The organism is Zunongwangia profunda SM-A87 (assembly GCF_000023465.1).
Lineage (GTDB): Bacteria > Bacteroidota > Bacteroidia > Flavobacteriales > Flavobacteriaceae > Zunongwangia > Zunongwangia profunda.
In genome coordinates this window covers 2,954,553-2,969,333 of the sequence record NC_014041.1, presented here as the reverse complement: position 1 = coordinate 2,969,333, position 14,781 = coordinate 2,954,553, and the positions used below count along the sequence as shown (strand labels likewise).

Here is a 14,781-nt window from a genome sequence, read left to right as displayed (position 1 = left end):
AATGAAGAATTTTTTTACATTATTGGTTGTGCTTTTGCTTTTTTCCTGCGGAATCAAAAAATCCTATCAGGATCAGCCGGATATTTCCGGGATTTCATCGGTCGATACGATTAGAACCAAAATTAGCGATACTCATTATACATTAGGAAAAAACAATCTTTTTAAGAATAAATATGGTGTTTGGGAACTGTACATTGAAGGAGATGCTTTAGAGTTAGGACTCGCTAATGGAGCATTAACGCAAGATCTTATCCATCATCAGGAAAATGCGTTTATGGGAAAAATCAATGAAATGATTCCTTCTGAAGGCTATCGCAATTTCCTTAAAAAGCTTGTTTCCTGGTTTAACCGTAAAATGTATTTATATGTTCCAGAAGCGTATAAACAGGAAATTTATGGCGTATCGAGATTCGGACTCAAAAAATACGATGAATTCGCACCGGCTTATCTTCGTATGTTGTACTTCCACGGGGCGCACGATATTGGTCATGCCTTACAGGATTTAATGTTGGTTGGCTGTACCAGTTTTGCCGCCTGGGATGAAAAAACAAGCGATGGAAAATTGCTTTTGGGACGTAATTTTGACTTTTATGCCGGAGACGAATTTTCGAATCAGAAAATGGTCGCCTTTGTAAATCCGGATGATGGTCATAAATTCATGATGTATACCTGGGGAGGAATGATAGGTGCGGTAAGCGGAATGAATGCTGAAGGTATCACGGTCACCATAAACGCCGGAAAGTCCAAAATACCTATGCTGGCAAAAGATCCCATTACACTGGTATCCAGAGAAATTCTTCAACATGCTTCTAATTTGGAAGAAGCAATTGCAATCGCTAAAAAGCGAGAAGTTTTTGTTTCAGAGTCCATTATGGTAGGTAGCGCCAAAGATCATAAAGCAATTTTAATAGAAGTGAGTCCTAAAAACTTTGGAATTTACGAAGTCGAAAATTCTAATCAGTTAATTTGTAGCAATCATTTTCAGAGTTCCGCTTATCATGAGGATAAAAGGAATAAGAAAACCATTAAAGAAAGTCATTCGCAATATCGCTTTGAGCGTATGATGCAATTAGTTAATGAAAATGATCAATTAACACCCCAAAATGCAGTTGAGATCCTTCGGAATAGAAAAGGGGTGGATGATAAAAAAATTGGTTACGGCAACGAAAAAGCAATTAATCAATTACTGGCGCACCATGGTATTGTTTTTAAACCTGAAGAAAAAAAGGTCTGGCTTTCTGCAAATCCGTATCAAATGGGTGCCTTTATTTCTTACGACCTGGATCATGTTTTTACGGAATTTGAAAAAGGAAACGTTTCCGGAAGTGTAATGAATGCAGAAGAAGTAATTCCGGCATCTGACTTTTTACAGACTAGAAATTATAAAAATTACGAAGCATATCGAAAATTAAGGGAGCAATTTATTCAGGCTTTAGAAGATGAAAACCCAATCGATACCAAAGATGCTGAAGCCTTAAAGCACTTAAACCCTTATTTTTGGCAGGCTTATTATTTAAGCGGGCAATACTATTACCGCGAAGGGAATTATAAGCAGGCGATTATCGATTTTAAGCAGGCCTTAGTTAGAGAGGTGACCACCCTCCCGGATAAAGAGCATCTTGAAAAATTACTGAAAAAATCTTACAGGAAACTTTAAATGAAAGACTTTCTTTCTCCAGAATTATCGAATCAACAGCAATGGCAACTGGTAAAACAGCATTTAGAATATGCTTCTAGAAAATCGCCATTTTATCAAAGGCTTTTTAAAGCAAAGAATATCCAGGTTAGCACGATAAAAACTGAAGCCGATTTTCGTCGAATTCCGATCACTACCAAAGAACATCTACAACGGCAAAATTTAGATTTTTTAGCGGTAGATTATACTGAAATAATTGATCATGTAACAACTTCTGGTACATTGGGAAATCCTGTAAATTTCATGCTGAACGAAGCCGATTTACAGCGATTAACCTATAATGAGTATGAGTCTTTTATGATTGCCGGAGTGACTAAAAATGATGTGGTACAAATCACGACCACTTTAGATCGCCGGTTTATGGCCGGAATGGCTTATTATTTAGGCTTGCGGAAATTAGGTGCCGGAATAGTGAGAACAGGAAGTGGATTACCGGGGTTACAATGGGACAGTATTCAACGTTTTAAGTCTAAATATTTGGTAGCGGTGCCTTCCTTTTTGCTAAAACTTATCGATTTTGCTCAGCAAAATGCTATTGATTATCGAAGTTCGTCAGTTAAAGGCGTGATTTGTATAGGTGAATCCTTACTAAATGAAAAACTGGAAGATTCGGCTTTACGAAAAAGAATTAAGGATTTGTGGGATGTGGAGCTGTTTTCAACGTATGCTTCCACCGAAATGGCTACAGCTTTTACTGAATGTGAATTACATAAAGGGAATCATATTTTGCCCAACCTTATCTATACTGAAATTCTTGATGAAAACGGGAATCCTGTTGAAAATGGTGAAGCAGGGGAGTTGGTGGTGACCCCGTTACAGGTAGAAAGTATGCCTTTAATTAGATATGCGACGGGAGATATGGTGATGAGAATTGAAGAGAAATGCATCTGCGGACGAACTTCTGGTAGAATTGGACCCGTCCTTGGGCGTAAAAAGCAAATGTTGAAGATTAAGGGAACTTCGCTTTATCCTCAACATATTCAGGAAGCGATGAATACCCTGGGAATTTCAGATTATATTATCGAAGCTAAAAATGATGAATTTGGGAACGATCAGGTTTGTATAAAAATTTCAGAAGGCATTGGCTTAAATTTGGTACAGGTTCAAAATAAGCTACGAGACCAATTACAAATTAAGCTTGAGATTCAGCAATTATCGGCTTCAATATTACTTCAGAAAAAATTTCCAAAAGAAAGCCGAAAGCCAGTTATTTTTCACGACTTAAGATCGATTTAGAACTGATATCCTATCCCTATATGTGCTCCAAACTGATTTAAATTGTGATCTCTCGTTTCATCTTTAAAGTCTATAGTGCCAAATTGTTTGAAATACGGATTTGCAAATACAAAGAAGTTTCCAAAATGATATTGACCACCAAAACCTAAATGATAGCCAATTCCGTTTTGAGAGTATTCAATATCTGGATCGTTTAGTTCAAAACTTAAAACTGGGCCTGCATTTAGGAAGAAATAGTTCCAAAATTTAAATTCCAGAAGGATAGGAATTGATAAAATTTCGAGCTGTTTATCTGGAAGAGGATATGCAAAGTTAATAATTACATTATCAGAATACCTATCTCCAGGTATTTCCCTGGATAGTCGTTCAGAATATAATCTTTCGCCATTTATAATATCTGTATAAAAGTAGGTGAATCCAGAGGTCAAGTTGAATTTGGAGCTTAAAGGCAATGTGATTTCAGCACCCAATTCATAAAAGTTTTCAATTTCATCTTTGTAAATATAATTGGGATCCTCATTGTCGCTAATTTCTGTATCAGAAAATCCATAAAAAATTCTAACGGCTGGTTTTTGGGCGTAAGTAGAAACTGTTAGGGCCAAAAACAGAAATAGTAATTTTACCTTCATTTAATTGGTTTTAAGTTAGATGAAAAAGAAAGAAAAAGGTTGCGTTAAATTTTTTACTTCTTATTTATACTTTTTCACAAACCAGTACAATCTTTTCTTCTTTAAGGTTTGTAGTGAAAAACAAATAATCAATTCCACCATCCCTGATCTTATATTTCTTTCGAATACTTTCTACATCTAGAGGGAAATTACGGGTGCTGATATTCGCTTTTTTGGACTTAAATCTTTTCTTTAAATCTTTAGACCCAAAAGCTAGTATATCAGTAATTTTAAATTTTCTCCCTGGAAAACTCATGTTTTCTTTTGAAGTAAAAAGATGTGAATTTTGATGAAGTTTTTTTAGTTGAAATTCCATAGCAAGCTTACCAAATAACTGACTTTTCATTATGGCAGCGTTGGGTTCATAGAGATAAGCCTCAGGAGGACCAATATTCGCACGTTCACTTTCATCAAACGAAGTAGTAAACGTCTGCTCTTCTTTTTTTGTGAAGTTTTTAGTGATAATTTTTAAAGCTGAAGTATTGCCTTTCTTTAAAAACCAAAGCAATTCTTTAACTTCATTTTCTATCGCCACGATATGAATTTCAGCTACAAAATCGAGATCAGAAATACCTAATTTTAGATCGAGTAAAGGCGAAGTTTTTATTAAAATATGCTCGGATTTCTCAAAAAGTAGTGGAAGGTTTTGAGTAACATCTGGGGTACAATCAGTCAGGCGAAAAACTTTACCACCATAATCGTCCCTTCTGGCGGGATCCAGGTAAATCCAGTCCAATTCAATTTCAGTAGATTTTAAAAAGTCTAAACCATCATCACTATTTACGTTGATATTGTTCGCTTCTAAAGCTTTAAAATTATGTCTTGCGATTGCAGCCAGGTCTTTATTTAATTCGTTATAGAAGACTTCTCCTGTCTTTTTTGAAAAAAAATAGCTATCGATACCAAAACCACCGGTTAGGTCGGCTAAACGTTTGCCAGAAACCAGGGAAGCTTTGTATTCCGCAGTTATTTGAGAGGAGGTTTGTTCCAGGTTTAATTTTGGTGGATATAAAATATGTTCGTTATTGAACCAAAGAGGGAGCTTTCTTTCGGCGGTTTTTCTTCCTGCCAGTTGTGTGGCCAATTCCGCAGAAGATATGTTTTCAAAAGGACTTCCTTTTAGCACCAATGCGGAAACATCTGCCCTTAAATTTTCAGTAACAAACTGTTGAACTTCTGGAGTTAAAAGTTCGATATTCATAATACCGGAATTATAAATCTCTTGTTAGTCTTTTTACGATTTTATAATCGCTTAACGATTCTTTTGCTATTACTTTTATCGCGGTATATACCGGTACGGCAACGACCATTCCCACAATTCCAAAAACCAGTCCGGCAATTAAAATAATTAGGAAAATTTCTAACGGATGTGACTTCACACTGGCACCAAAAATCATAGGTTGTGAAATTAAATTGTCGATCACCTGGCAAATGGCATATCCTAACATGACATAGATTAGCTTTGGAAGAATAATAGCCTGGAAATCGGCTCCCAGATTACTGGAAATCACAAACAATGCCATTAAAATTCCGGCGAAAACCGGCCCTAAATAGGGAACAAGATTTAAAAAGGCACAAATAAATGCGATGGCTACCGGATTATTTACTTCAAACAAGGTCAGCAAAATCATATATAAAATAAACAATACCGTAATCTGCATGGTTAATCCCACAAAGTATCTGGAAAGCAGTATCTTAATTTTGTTAAATACACGCACAAATTTTTGCTCTTTTCCACGGTTGGCAAAAACCAGAATACTGTTTAGCATTAATTTACTGTCCTTTAATAGAAAAAAGGAGATGAAAATCACTGAAAACAAAGCAACAATGGTAGCCCCTAAAATTCCGAATACATTATTTAAAAACTTTGGAATAAGGCTCACATCCAGACTACGAATAAACTGACTTTCTTTTAAGCTTTCTATAATATTGATTTCTTCTACTCCCAGGTAATCATTAATCTGCCCATTTAGGTCATTAAGATCACTTTTAAAAGCTTCGATATCAATACGCCCCAAATATTGGCTCTGTTCAATGACAATGGGAACAAATACCAAAATAATGCCTACAAAAATTGCCAAAACCAGTAATAAAACGATAATTACCGCTATCTGGTTAGGTATTTTGAGACGTTGGCGTAGAAAAATAACTACCGGTCGCCCGATTAGCGAGATAATTGCAGCAACTGCAATATAAACAATAACCGACTGGATTTCGTAAAGGAAAAACAGCATTAACATGATTCCCAGTGCGATACCTGCGGCTCTTAAAATTCCGTAAGAAAGTTCTTTAGCATTCACAGGCTAAATATAGGATTTTCTTAATTAAGGAATCAAGCATTTTGTGATTTCATAAAGAGAAATTCCTATAGCCTGGGCAACATTCATGCTGCTATTATTCCCAAACATAGGAATATGCACAATGCTGTCGCATAGCCTTAACAAGTCTTCTGAAATTCCAAAATTTTCATGACCGGCAATAAGTACTACCTTTTCTGAAGGTTTTAATTCTAACTGCTGAATTGGCACACTATTTTGGGTAATTTCGAGTGCAATGATGCTATAAGCTTCGGCTTTTTTACCCTTGATAATTGCGGTAGGATTTTCCGAAAACTGAAATTTCACATATTCGTGCGTACTTCTGGAAGTCTTTTTTAACCGATTGCTATTTAAATTGGGCTCGGTACCACAGAAAATAATTTCTTCAACATGAAAAGCATCACTTAACCTAAAGATACTGCCTATGTTCGCTTCTCCTGAAATGTGGTCCAGTACCAGGGTTACCGGAAACTTTTTATTACTGAATTTATTTTGGGAATGAGTAAGCTGCATTTTAGTTTTCAAAGGCATATTTTATAATATTAGCACCCATTTGTAATGCTTTTAGGCGGACTTCTTCGGGGTCATGATGTACTTCCTCATTTTCCCAGCCATCCCCAAGATCACTTTCAAATGTAAAAAGCAACACCAATCTACCATTGTCAAAAATACCAAACGCCTGGGGTCGTTTCCCGTCGTGCTCATGTATTTTGGGTAAGCCCTTACTAAATTCGAATTGGGAATGGAAGATGGGATGTGAAGCGGGCAGTTCCTGTAATTCTTTTTCAGGAAAAACTGTTTTAAGGGCTGTAGTCAAATATTGCCGCATCCCATAATTATCATCGATATGCAAAAATCCACCGCCTAAAAGGTAATTTCTAAGGTTTTCCGCTTCACTTTCAGAAAATACAACATTACCATGTCCCGTCATATGAACAAAAGGATACATAAAAATTTCGGGACCGCCGGGAGTTACCGTGACCGGTTTTTGATCCAGGCTGGTAGCGATATGTGTATTACAAAAATCGATAAGATTGGGCAGGGCGGTAGGATTAGCATACCAATCGCCACCACCATTATATTTTAAAAGTGCAATTTTTTGGGCATTCATCCCATGAATTCCAAAGATAAAAATGAAGATTAAAATGCACTTTTTTAGCATAAGTTTATTTAGTTTCGTTTAGTAAATTTATTGTGTGACAGGCTACAATGGCTGCTGTTTCGGTACGCAAACGGTTGCTGCCAAGGCTTACGGGCGAAAATTTATTAGTTAGTGCCAGTCTAATTTCTTCAGGAGAAAAGTCTCCTTCCGGTCCGATTAAAATTAAGGTGTCGGCTACTGCTGTGGCTGCGTGTTGTAGTAAGACTCTTGGCTGATCGTCTTCGCAGTGAGCGATAAATTTTTCAGCTTCAAACTGTTTTTCTATAAAGGCTGTAAAATCGACAGGTTCGTTTAATTTAGGCATCCTAAAATGTAGGGATTGCTTCATTGCACTTTGTAAAACGCGCTCGTAGCGATCCAGTTTTACCACCTTACGTTCAGAATGCTCGCAGATAACCGGCGTAATTTCGTCTACACCAATTTCAGTAGCTTTTTCTAAAAACCATTCGTACCGGTCGTTCATTTTAGTTGGGGCGACGGCCAGATGAAGCCAGTAGTTTGGTTTTGCCTGTTTTTCGGTATCAATAATTTTAGCAACGCATTGCTTTATATCTGCATTAATGATCTGTGCTGTAAAAAGTAGACCTTTACCATTAGTGACTTTTAATAAAGCTCCCTCGCTACGTCGTAATACTTTTATGATATGCTTACTTTCTTCTCTGCTAAAAACAATTTGCTGAGCAGATTCCTCGATATCTGGCTGAAAAAATAATTGCATGTTTATATTTTATATCGTGCCTGTGCGGTTGTGGAAAAATCTGAAAACTCCTTTTTAAGGTATTTATAATGTCCTGCGATTGCAATCATGGCGGCGTTATCTGTAGTATACTCAAATTTAGGAATAAAACATTGCCACTTATAGCGTTTCTCAGCATCATAAAGTGCGTTTCTAATTCCGCTATTCGCTGAAACTCCACCACCAATGGCTACCCGGCTGATTCCGGTTTCTTTCACCGCTTTTTTAAGCTTGTCCATTAGTATTTCAACGATAGTATATTGAATAGACGCACAAATATCTTTAAGGTTTTTTTCAATAAAATCAGGATCTTCCCGAGTTTGCTTTTCGATAAAATAAAGCACCGCTGTTTTAAATCCGCTAAAGCTAAAATTTAGTCCGCTAACTTTTGGTTTTGGAAATTTAAAAGCTTTAGGATCTCCTTCGTTAGCATATTTATCCACTAACGGCCCGCCGGGGTAAGGGAGTCCCAAAATTTTTGCACTTTTATCAAAGGCTTCGCCCACAGCATCATCTGTAGTTTCACCAATAACTTCCATCGAAAAATAATCATTTACCTTAACAATCTGGGTATGACCACCACTAATCGTCATAGCTAAGAATGGAAATGCCGGTTTTTTAAATCCTTCTTCTTCTATAAAATGAGCTAAGATATGCGCCTGCATGTGATTAACCTCAATAAGGGGCACTCCTAAACCCATTGCCAGACTTTTTGCAAATGATGTTCCTACCAGTAAAGAACCCATTAGTCCGGGTCCTCTGGTAAAAGCGATTGCAGATATATCTTTTTTACCGATATTTGCTTTCGCAATGGCCTGATGAATTACAGGAACAATGTTTTGTTGATGCGCTCTGGAGGCAAGCTCGGGAACTACACCGCCATATTGTTGGTGTACTTGTTGGGTAGCTACAATATTAGATTGTATTTTGCCGTTGCAAAGTACAGCAGCAGCAGTGTCGTCACAAGAGGATTCTATTCCTAGAATATAGATATCTTCAGCCATTTGCGGTTTATTGGGCATAAAATTTGTTAATAGGATACAAAGTTAAAACATAAAAGCATATCAAAAAATTCTGGAAAATATTAACTAGAACATTGGTAGGATTGCTTTTGTTGTTTATCCTGCTACTTATTGTTTTTTCTATCCCTGCCGTACAGACTTCCTTGGCCGGGAAACTTACCAGAACCTTAAGGGAAAACAACGATGTGAATATAGAAATTGGCCGCGTATCCTTAAGCTATTTTGGAGATGTGAAGATCAATGAGATCTTTATTGAAGACCATCATCAGGACACTTTAATTTACACCAAAGAGCTAAGAACCTCTATTTTAAGTCTGGGAAATATTATCAATAACTCTCCCAATCTTGGGAAAACTACCTTACAGCAATTTAAAATGCGTATGCATCGCTACGAAGGGGAAGATTTAGATAATATGGGCATTTTTATAAGTAAATTAAGCTCAGATTCCACTGCCAGCAGTAAGCCTTTTACTTTAAGTGTTTCCAATCTCCAGGTTTTAGATGGGAAATACAGCTTTATCGATGAAAACAATAAATATCCCGAAATTATCAAATTTGACGAATTAGGGATTAATGCGGATGATTTTATCGTGGAAGGACCAGAGATAAGAGCAGCTATTAAGTTGATTAGGGCCCATGATAAGCGGGGAATGCAAATTAACCGTTTAAGCACAGATTTTCTTTATAATCCTACCGATATGCGGTTGGATAGTCTGGAGATTATTACAAATAATTCAGAAATTTATGCTGATATTCATTTAAACTACCAGGAAGGCGATTTTGGCGATTTCTTCAATAAGGTACAAATTAATGCTGCATTTAAAGAATCACAGATTTCTTCTACAGATCTGGGGGTGTTTTATGATGCCTTCGGAAAAGATGAAAAACTCAATTTAAGTAGTGAATTAAGCGGAACTTTAAATGATCTTCAATTAAACGATGTTCAGCTTTTTGGTCTGGATCGCAGTGCTCTTTATGGGGACCTTAAGCTTAAAGGCGCGTTTACCGGGGAACCTCAGGATTTTCAGTTAAGCGGTACATTACGTAATTTTTCATCCAACTATTATGATCTTGTGAACTTCTTACCGGGAATTTTACAGGGTAAACTTCCGCAGCAATTAAGCACCTTTGGCAGCGTTAGGGTGATAGGAAATACCACGATCACCAGTTCTTCTGTGGCTATGAATGTAGATATTAATTCACAGCTTGGAAGTGCCAAGGCGGCCCTTACCTTCAGTAATTTAAATGATGGCGATAATGCTGGCTACTCAGGGAACCTAAAGGTTAAGGATTTTAATATTGGCCGCCTGATCGAAAATAAACAGGTGGGCAAAACTTCTTTCAATTTAGACATTAAAGGAACCGGTTTTACCGCTGAAAATCTAAATACGCAATTAAGGGGGCAGATTTCAAAACTGGGCTTTAAAGGATATAAATACACCAATATTCGCGTGATTGGTAACATGCGAGCACCTGTTTTTAATGGGAACCTGGCCATTAACGATCCCAACCTTAGAATGGAGTTTAATGGTTTGGCCGATCTTTCTACCGAAATTAATAATTATGACTTTGAAGCTTCTGTAGGCTATGCTGATCTTTATAAAATGAATATTATTAATCGTGATACCATCTCTATTTTTAAGGGGGATGTGATTATGAATATGGAAGGTACCAGTATCGATGATGCGGTAGGGGAGATCTTATTATTGAATACATCTTACGAAAATCCAATGGATTTATATCGATTTGATGATTTTAGCATAAAATCGAGCTTTACCGGTGATGTACGGACTATTGAAGTGAAAAGTCCCGATGTGATTAGCGGTCAAATGAAGGGGAGGTTTAAGCTGTCTGAATTACAGGCGCTATTCCAAAATTCCATAGGTTCTATTTATACTAATTATGAGCCAAATGTGATTACCAATAATCAATACATGGAATTTGATTTTGATATTTATAATAAGATCGTCGAAGTCTTTTATCCGGATCTAACGCTATCTCCAAATACCTTTTTAAGAGGCCGTGTTGAATCTGATGAATCTGAATTTAAACTGAATTTCAGATCGCCAAGGATCGATTTGTTTAATAATATGTTCCAGGAAGTAAATCTTCAGGTAGACAACACCAATCCAATCTACAATACTTATTTTGAGGCTGATAGTGTAGCCACCGGGACATATAACTTTTCAGAGTTCAGTTTTATCAACGTAACTCAAAGGGACACCTTATTTATTCGATCTGAATTTAAAGGTGGCAAATTCGATCGTGACGTTTTTAACCTGAATTTATTTCATACCATTAATAAAGAAAACCAGTCGGTTGTAGGGATTCAGCGCAGTGACCTTACTTTTAAAAATAATACCTGGTATATTAATCAAGACCGAAATAAAAACAACAAATTCGTTTTCGAAAATAGTTTTAGGGATATTACAATCGACTCGCTGGTGATGAATCACGGGAATGAGGAAATTAGGTTAAGTGGCGCGGTTAGAGATTCGACTTATAAAAATCTTCAAATGGAATTTAGTAATGTAGATCTTTATAAAATCACCCCTGAAATTGATAGTTTGGATATAGGAGGGCGATTGAACGGAAAATTAGATGTATTACAGGAAAAAGGGGCTTATTACCCTAACACCTCCATGGTAATTGATTCTTTGGCGATTAACAACATTCTTTTGGGCAATATGCAATTAGATGTTTCAGGGAATGAAAATTTAACCAACTATACGGTTAATGCAAGTCTTCTAAAGGATGAAATAGAATCATTATCGGCTACCGGAGATATTAATGTTAAAGGCGGGCAACCTACGATTGATTTAGATATCGATCTTCAAAAACTTAACATGGCTGCTTTTAGTCCGCTGGGTGGGGATGTGTTAAGTAATATTAGAGGTTTTGCATCGGGATCGGCTACGGTGACTGGAAATTATAAAAATCCCGATTTTGGCGGTAGTCTAATCCTGAACAATGCCGGTTTAAGCATCCCTTATCTAAATGTAGATATAGATTTTCTAAATCAGGCTCAGATAAATCTTACCCAGCAAAGATTTGTCTTTGATAATATTGATATTCAGGATACAAAATATAAAACCAGGGGCGTCCTGGATGGAACGATTTCACATAAAAACTTTTCAGAATGGTTTTTAGATTTGGGAATTACTACAGATCGATTACTGGTACTGGATACGGAAGCTGATGAAGATGCCCTTTATTACGGAACTGCTTTCATTAGCGGAGATGCCGGTATTAAAGGACCTACAGACCAGTTGAAGATTGAAGTTAATGCCACTACAGAGGAAGGTACCATTTTCAAAATTCCGCTTAGTGATGAAGAATCGGTGGGTGATAATTCTTATATCCATTTTTTAACACCAGAAGAAAAAGCAGCTCGTGCGGCTGGACAGGAAATAGAAATTCCTGAGGTAAAAGGTATAGAGTTGGTTTTTGATTTAGATGTGACCAGAGATGCGGAAGTAGAAGTAGTGATCGATCAAACCAGTGGAAGTACCTTAAGAGGGCGTGGTGCAGGAAACCTGTTATTGGAAATAAATACCAATGGCAAATTTAATATGTGGGGAGACTTTATTGTTTATGAAGGGGTTTATAATTTTAAATATGCGGGACTGGTTCAAAAAGTATTTAATGTAAAATCTGGAGGGAGCATTAACTGGGATGGAAATCCGCTACGGGCGCAATTAGATGTTAGCGCTATATACTCTTTAAATGCCAATCCAGCTGTTTTACTTGAAAATCCATCGATAAACCGTAAAATCCCGGTTGATGTGGTGATCAATTTACAGGGACAGGTTATTCAGCCAGAGATTAACTTTGATATTCAGTTTCCCACCGCCAGCTCGGTGGTACGATCGGAGTTAGAATATCGTATGGATGACAGGGCAAGTAGAGAGCTTCAGGCGTTATTCCTGGTTACTCAGAATGCATTTTATAGTGAATTTGGTTTAAGGCAAACAGCAATTACAGGAACATTAGCAGAACGAGCCTCAAGTATCGTTAATGATATTTTTGCCGATGAAGACGGTAAATTTCAGGTAGGGGTAAATTATGTACAGGGAGATCGTACACCAGATCAACAAACGGTAGATCGTTTTGGCTTGACCTTAAGCACTCAAATTAGTGAGCGTGTTTTAATTAATGGTCAGGTTGGTGTGCCAATAGGGGGCACTACAGAATCTGTAATTGTAGGGGATTTAGAGATTGATTTTCTCTTAAACGAAGATGGTTCCTTAAGAGCTACGGTGTTTAACCGAGAGAATAATATTCAGTTTATAGGAGAGCAAATAGGATTTACCCAGGGTGTAGGGCTTTCTTATTCGGTAGATTTTGATACGTTTAAAGAACTAATCCGAAAAATAACCAATAAAGAGTTACAGTCTGCAAATGTGCAAAAGCCTAAAGAAGAGAAAATAGAGTCAAAAAAATCTTTAGCTCCCGATTATATTAATTTCCCGAAAGAAGACGGGGAACAATAATGTGGTAAAAAATGAACAATTATTCCTAATTTAATCGTGGTTTAGCTTACTATTTTCAGCTATACTTTGTAATTTTACGCTTTAAATACTGAACATCTATGAGTAAGAAAATTAAACGAATTGGAGTGATTACTTCCGGGGGAGATGCCCCGGGTATGAATGCTGCTATTCGAGCTGTTGTTAGGGCGTGTTCCTATTATCACATAAGCTGTTATGGATTTTATAATGGATATAACGGACTTATAAACGGAAATTTTGAAGAACTTGATGCTCGTAGTGTACGAAATATAATTAATCTGGGAGGTACTTTTCTTAAGAGTGCACGCTCTAAAGAATTTAGAACTAAAGAAGGACGGGAGAAGGCTTATAAGGTGCTAAAAAAAGAGCAAGTAGACGGCCTGATCCTTATTGGAGGTGATGGAACCTTTACAGGGGGGCAGATTTTTAGTCGCGAGTATGATATTCCTGTTATTGGAGTTCCCGGAACTATAGATAATGATATCTACGGAACTTCGCATACCATTGGTTACGATACCGCTCTAAATACTGTAGTAGAAGCTATCGATAAAATTAGGGATACAGCGAGCTCTCATGATCGTTTATTCTTTATCGAAGTTATGGGCCGCGACGCAGGTTTTATCGCATTAAATACTGGTATTGGTGCAGGAGCGGAAGAAATTTTAATTCCTGAAGAAAACTTAGGTTTAGATCGATTGTTAGACTCTTTGGAAAAGAGTAGAAGATCGGGAAAAAATTCTAGTATTGTAATAGTTTCTGAAGGAGATAAAATTGGAAAAAACGTATTTCAACTAGCAGATTATGTAAAAGAAAACCTGCCTTATTATGATGCAAAAGTAACGGTTTTAGGACATATTCAGCGTGGAGGAATACCTTCTTGTTTTGACCGTGTTCTGGCAAGCAGAATGTCTGTAAAAGCAGTAGAGCTTTTATTGGATGGGCAGAAAAACGTAATGGTGGGCTTAAAAGATGATGATATCATTACCTGTCCTTTAGATGATGTAATTCACGAAAAACCAAAAATCAATAAAGATTTACTTAGAATCTCAGAAATTCTTTCTACTTAATGAAGACAATAGCAATTATCGCCCACAATGGAAAGAAGGCTGAAATGGTACAATTTCTTAATGAATATCGTAACGTTTTAGAGTCCAAAGAAATACGGCTAATCTCTACCGGTACAACCGGTAGCAAGGCTGAAACCGCAGGTTTTGAAGTTGAAAAACTATTGTCTGGACCACTTGGAGGAGATGCCCAGATTGCAAGTCGGCTTGCAGAAGGAAAAGTGGATATGGTTATATTTTTTAGAGATCCAATGGATAAACATCCACATGAACCAGACATTTTTATGTTAATGAGACTGTGCGATGTCCATAATATTCCTTTGGCAACAAACCCGGCTACGGCAAAACTTTTAATTGAAGCTTTTTAA

The 14,781-nt window shown here is 36.9% G+C and carries 12 protein-coding genes; 5 read left to right on the top strand and 7 right to left on the bottom strand.

Annotation, left to right across the window (positions count from 1 at the left end; all coding sequences use genetic code 11):
- Window position 1 precedes the first annotated feature (1 nt).
- Entirely contained in the window at window positions 2-1,657 is a 1,656-nt protein-coding gene (locus ZPR_RS13100; RefSeq protein ID WP_041578918.1) for an acyl-CoA--6-aminopenicillanic acid acyl-transferase, read from the top strand.
- On the top strand, window positions 1,658-2,932 hold the full coding sequence (locus ZPR_RS13095) for a flexirubin biosynthesis putative acyl-CoA ligase FlxY (RefSeq protein ID WP_013072179.1): 1,275 nt from the start codon (window positions 1,658-1,660) through the stop codon (window positions 2,930-2,932). It begins immediately after the preceding gene.
- Here ZPR_RS13095 and ZPR_RS13090 read toward each other — a convergent pair.
- From ZPR_RS13090 to tsaD, 7 genes are all read right to left on the bottom strand, one after another.
- Window positions 2,929-3,561, bottom strand: a complete 633-nt coding sequence (locus ZPR_RS13090; RefSeq protein WP_013072178.1) for a hypothetical protein — start codon at window positions 3,559-3,561, stop codon at window positions 2,929-2,931. The two genes, ZPR_RS13095 and ZPR_RS13090, sit on opposite strands and share 4 nt — an antisense overlap.
- Before the next feature lie 64 nt (window positions 3,562-3,625).
- Entirely contained in the window at window positions 3,626-4,801 is a 1,176-nt protein-coding gene (locus ZPR_RS13085; RefSeq protein WP_013072177.1) for a THUMP-like domain-containing protein, read from the bottom strand.
- A gap of 10 nt (window positions 4,802-4,811) precedes the next feature.
- Entirely contained in the window at window positions 4,812-5,900 is a 1,089-nt protein-coding gene (locus ZPR_RS13080) for an AI-2E family transporter (protein ID WP_013072176.1), read from the bottom strand.
- A gap of 24 nt (window positions 5,901-5,924) precedes the next feature.
- Window positions 5,925-6,443 carry a TrmH family RNA methyltransferase gene (locus ZPR_RS13075; RefSeq protein ID WP_233421300.1) on the bottom strand — a complete coding sequence of 173 codons (519 nt, stop codon included), beginning with the start codon at window positions 6,441-6,443 and terminating at the stop codon, window positions 5,925-5,927.
- A complete protein-coding gene (locus tag ZPR_RS13070; RefSeq protein ID WP_013072174.1) occupies window positions 6,433-7,080 on the bottom strand; it encodes a DUF4159 domain-containing protein in 648 nt (215 codons plus the stop codon). Before ZPR_RS13070 ends, ZPR_RS13075 begins: the two co-directional genes overlap by 11 nt.
- 4 nt (window positions 7,081-7,084) lie before the next feature.
- On the bottom strand, window positions 7,085-7,798 hold the full coding sequence (locus ZPR_RS13065; RefSeq protein WP_013072173.1) for a 16S rRNA (uracil(1498)-N(3))-methyltransferase: 714 nt from the start codon (window positions 7,796-7,798) through the stop codon (window positions 7,085-7,087).
- Window positions 7,799-7,800: 2 nt separating this feature from the next.
- Entirely contained in the window at window positions 7,801-8,820 is a 1,020-nt protein-coding gene (tsaD, locus tag ZPR_RS13060) for a tRNA (adenosine(37)-N6)-threonylcarbamoyltransferase complex transferase subunit TsaD (protein ID WP_148211726.1), read from the bottom strand.
- Window positions 8,821-8,912: 92 nt separating this feature from the next.
- Here tsaD and ZPR_RS13055 point away from each other — a divergent pair, with 92 nt between their 5' ends.
- The 3 genes from ZPR_RS13055 (at window position 8,913) to ZPR_RS13045 (ending at window position 14,781) form a co-directional block, all read left to right on the top strand.
- The gene (locus tag ZPR_RS13055) at window positions 8,913-13,331 is read left to right on the top strand and encodes a translocation/assembly module TamB domain-containing protein (protein ID WP_013072171.1); all 4,419 of its coding nucleotides are present in this window, start codon (window positions 8,913-8,915) and stop codon (window positions 13,329-13,331) included.
- A 98-nt stretch (window positions 13,332-13,429) separates the two neighbouring features.
- A complete protein-coding gene (gene pfkA, locus ZPR_RS13050) occupies window positions 13,430-14,416 on the top strand; it encodes a 6-phosphofructokinase (protein WP_013072170.1) in 987 nt (328 codons plus the stop codon).
- Window positions 14,416-14,781, top strand: a complete 366-nt coding sequence (locus ZPR_RS13045; protein WP_013072169.1) for a methylglyoxal synthase — start codon at window positions 14,416-14,418, stop codon at window positions 14,779-14,781. The genes pfkA and ZPR_RS13045 overlap by 1 nt, the downstream gene beginning before the upstream one ends.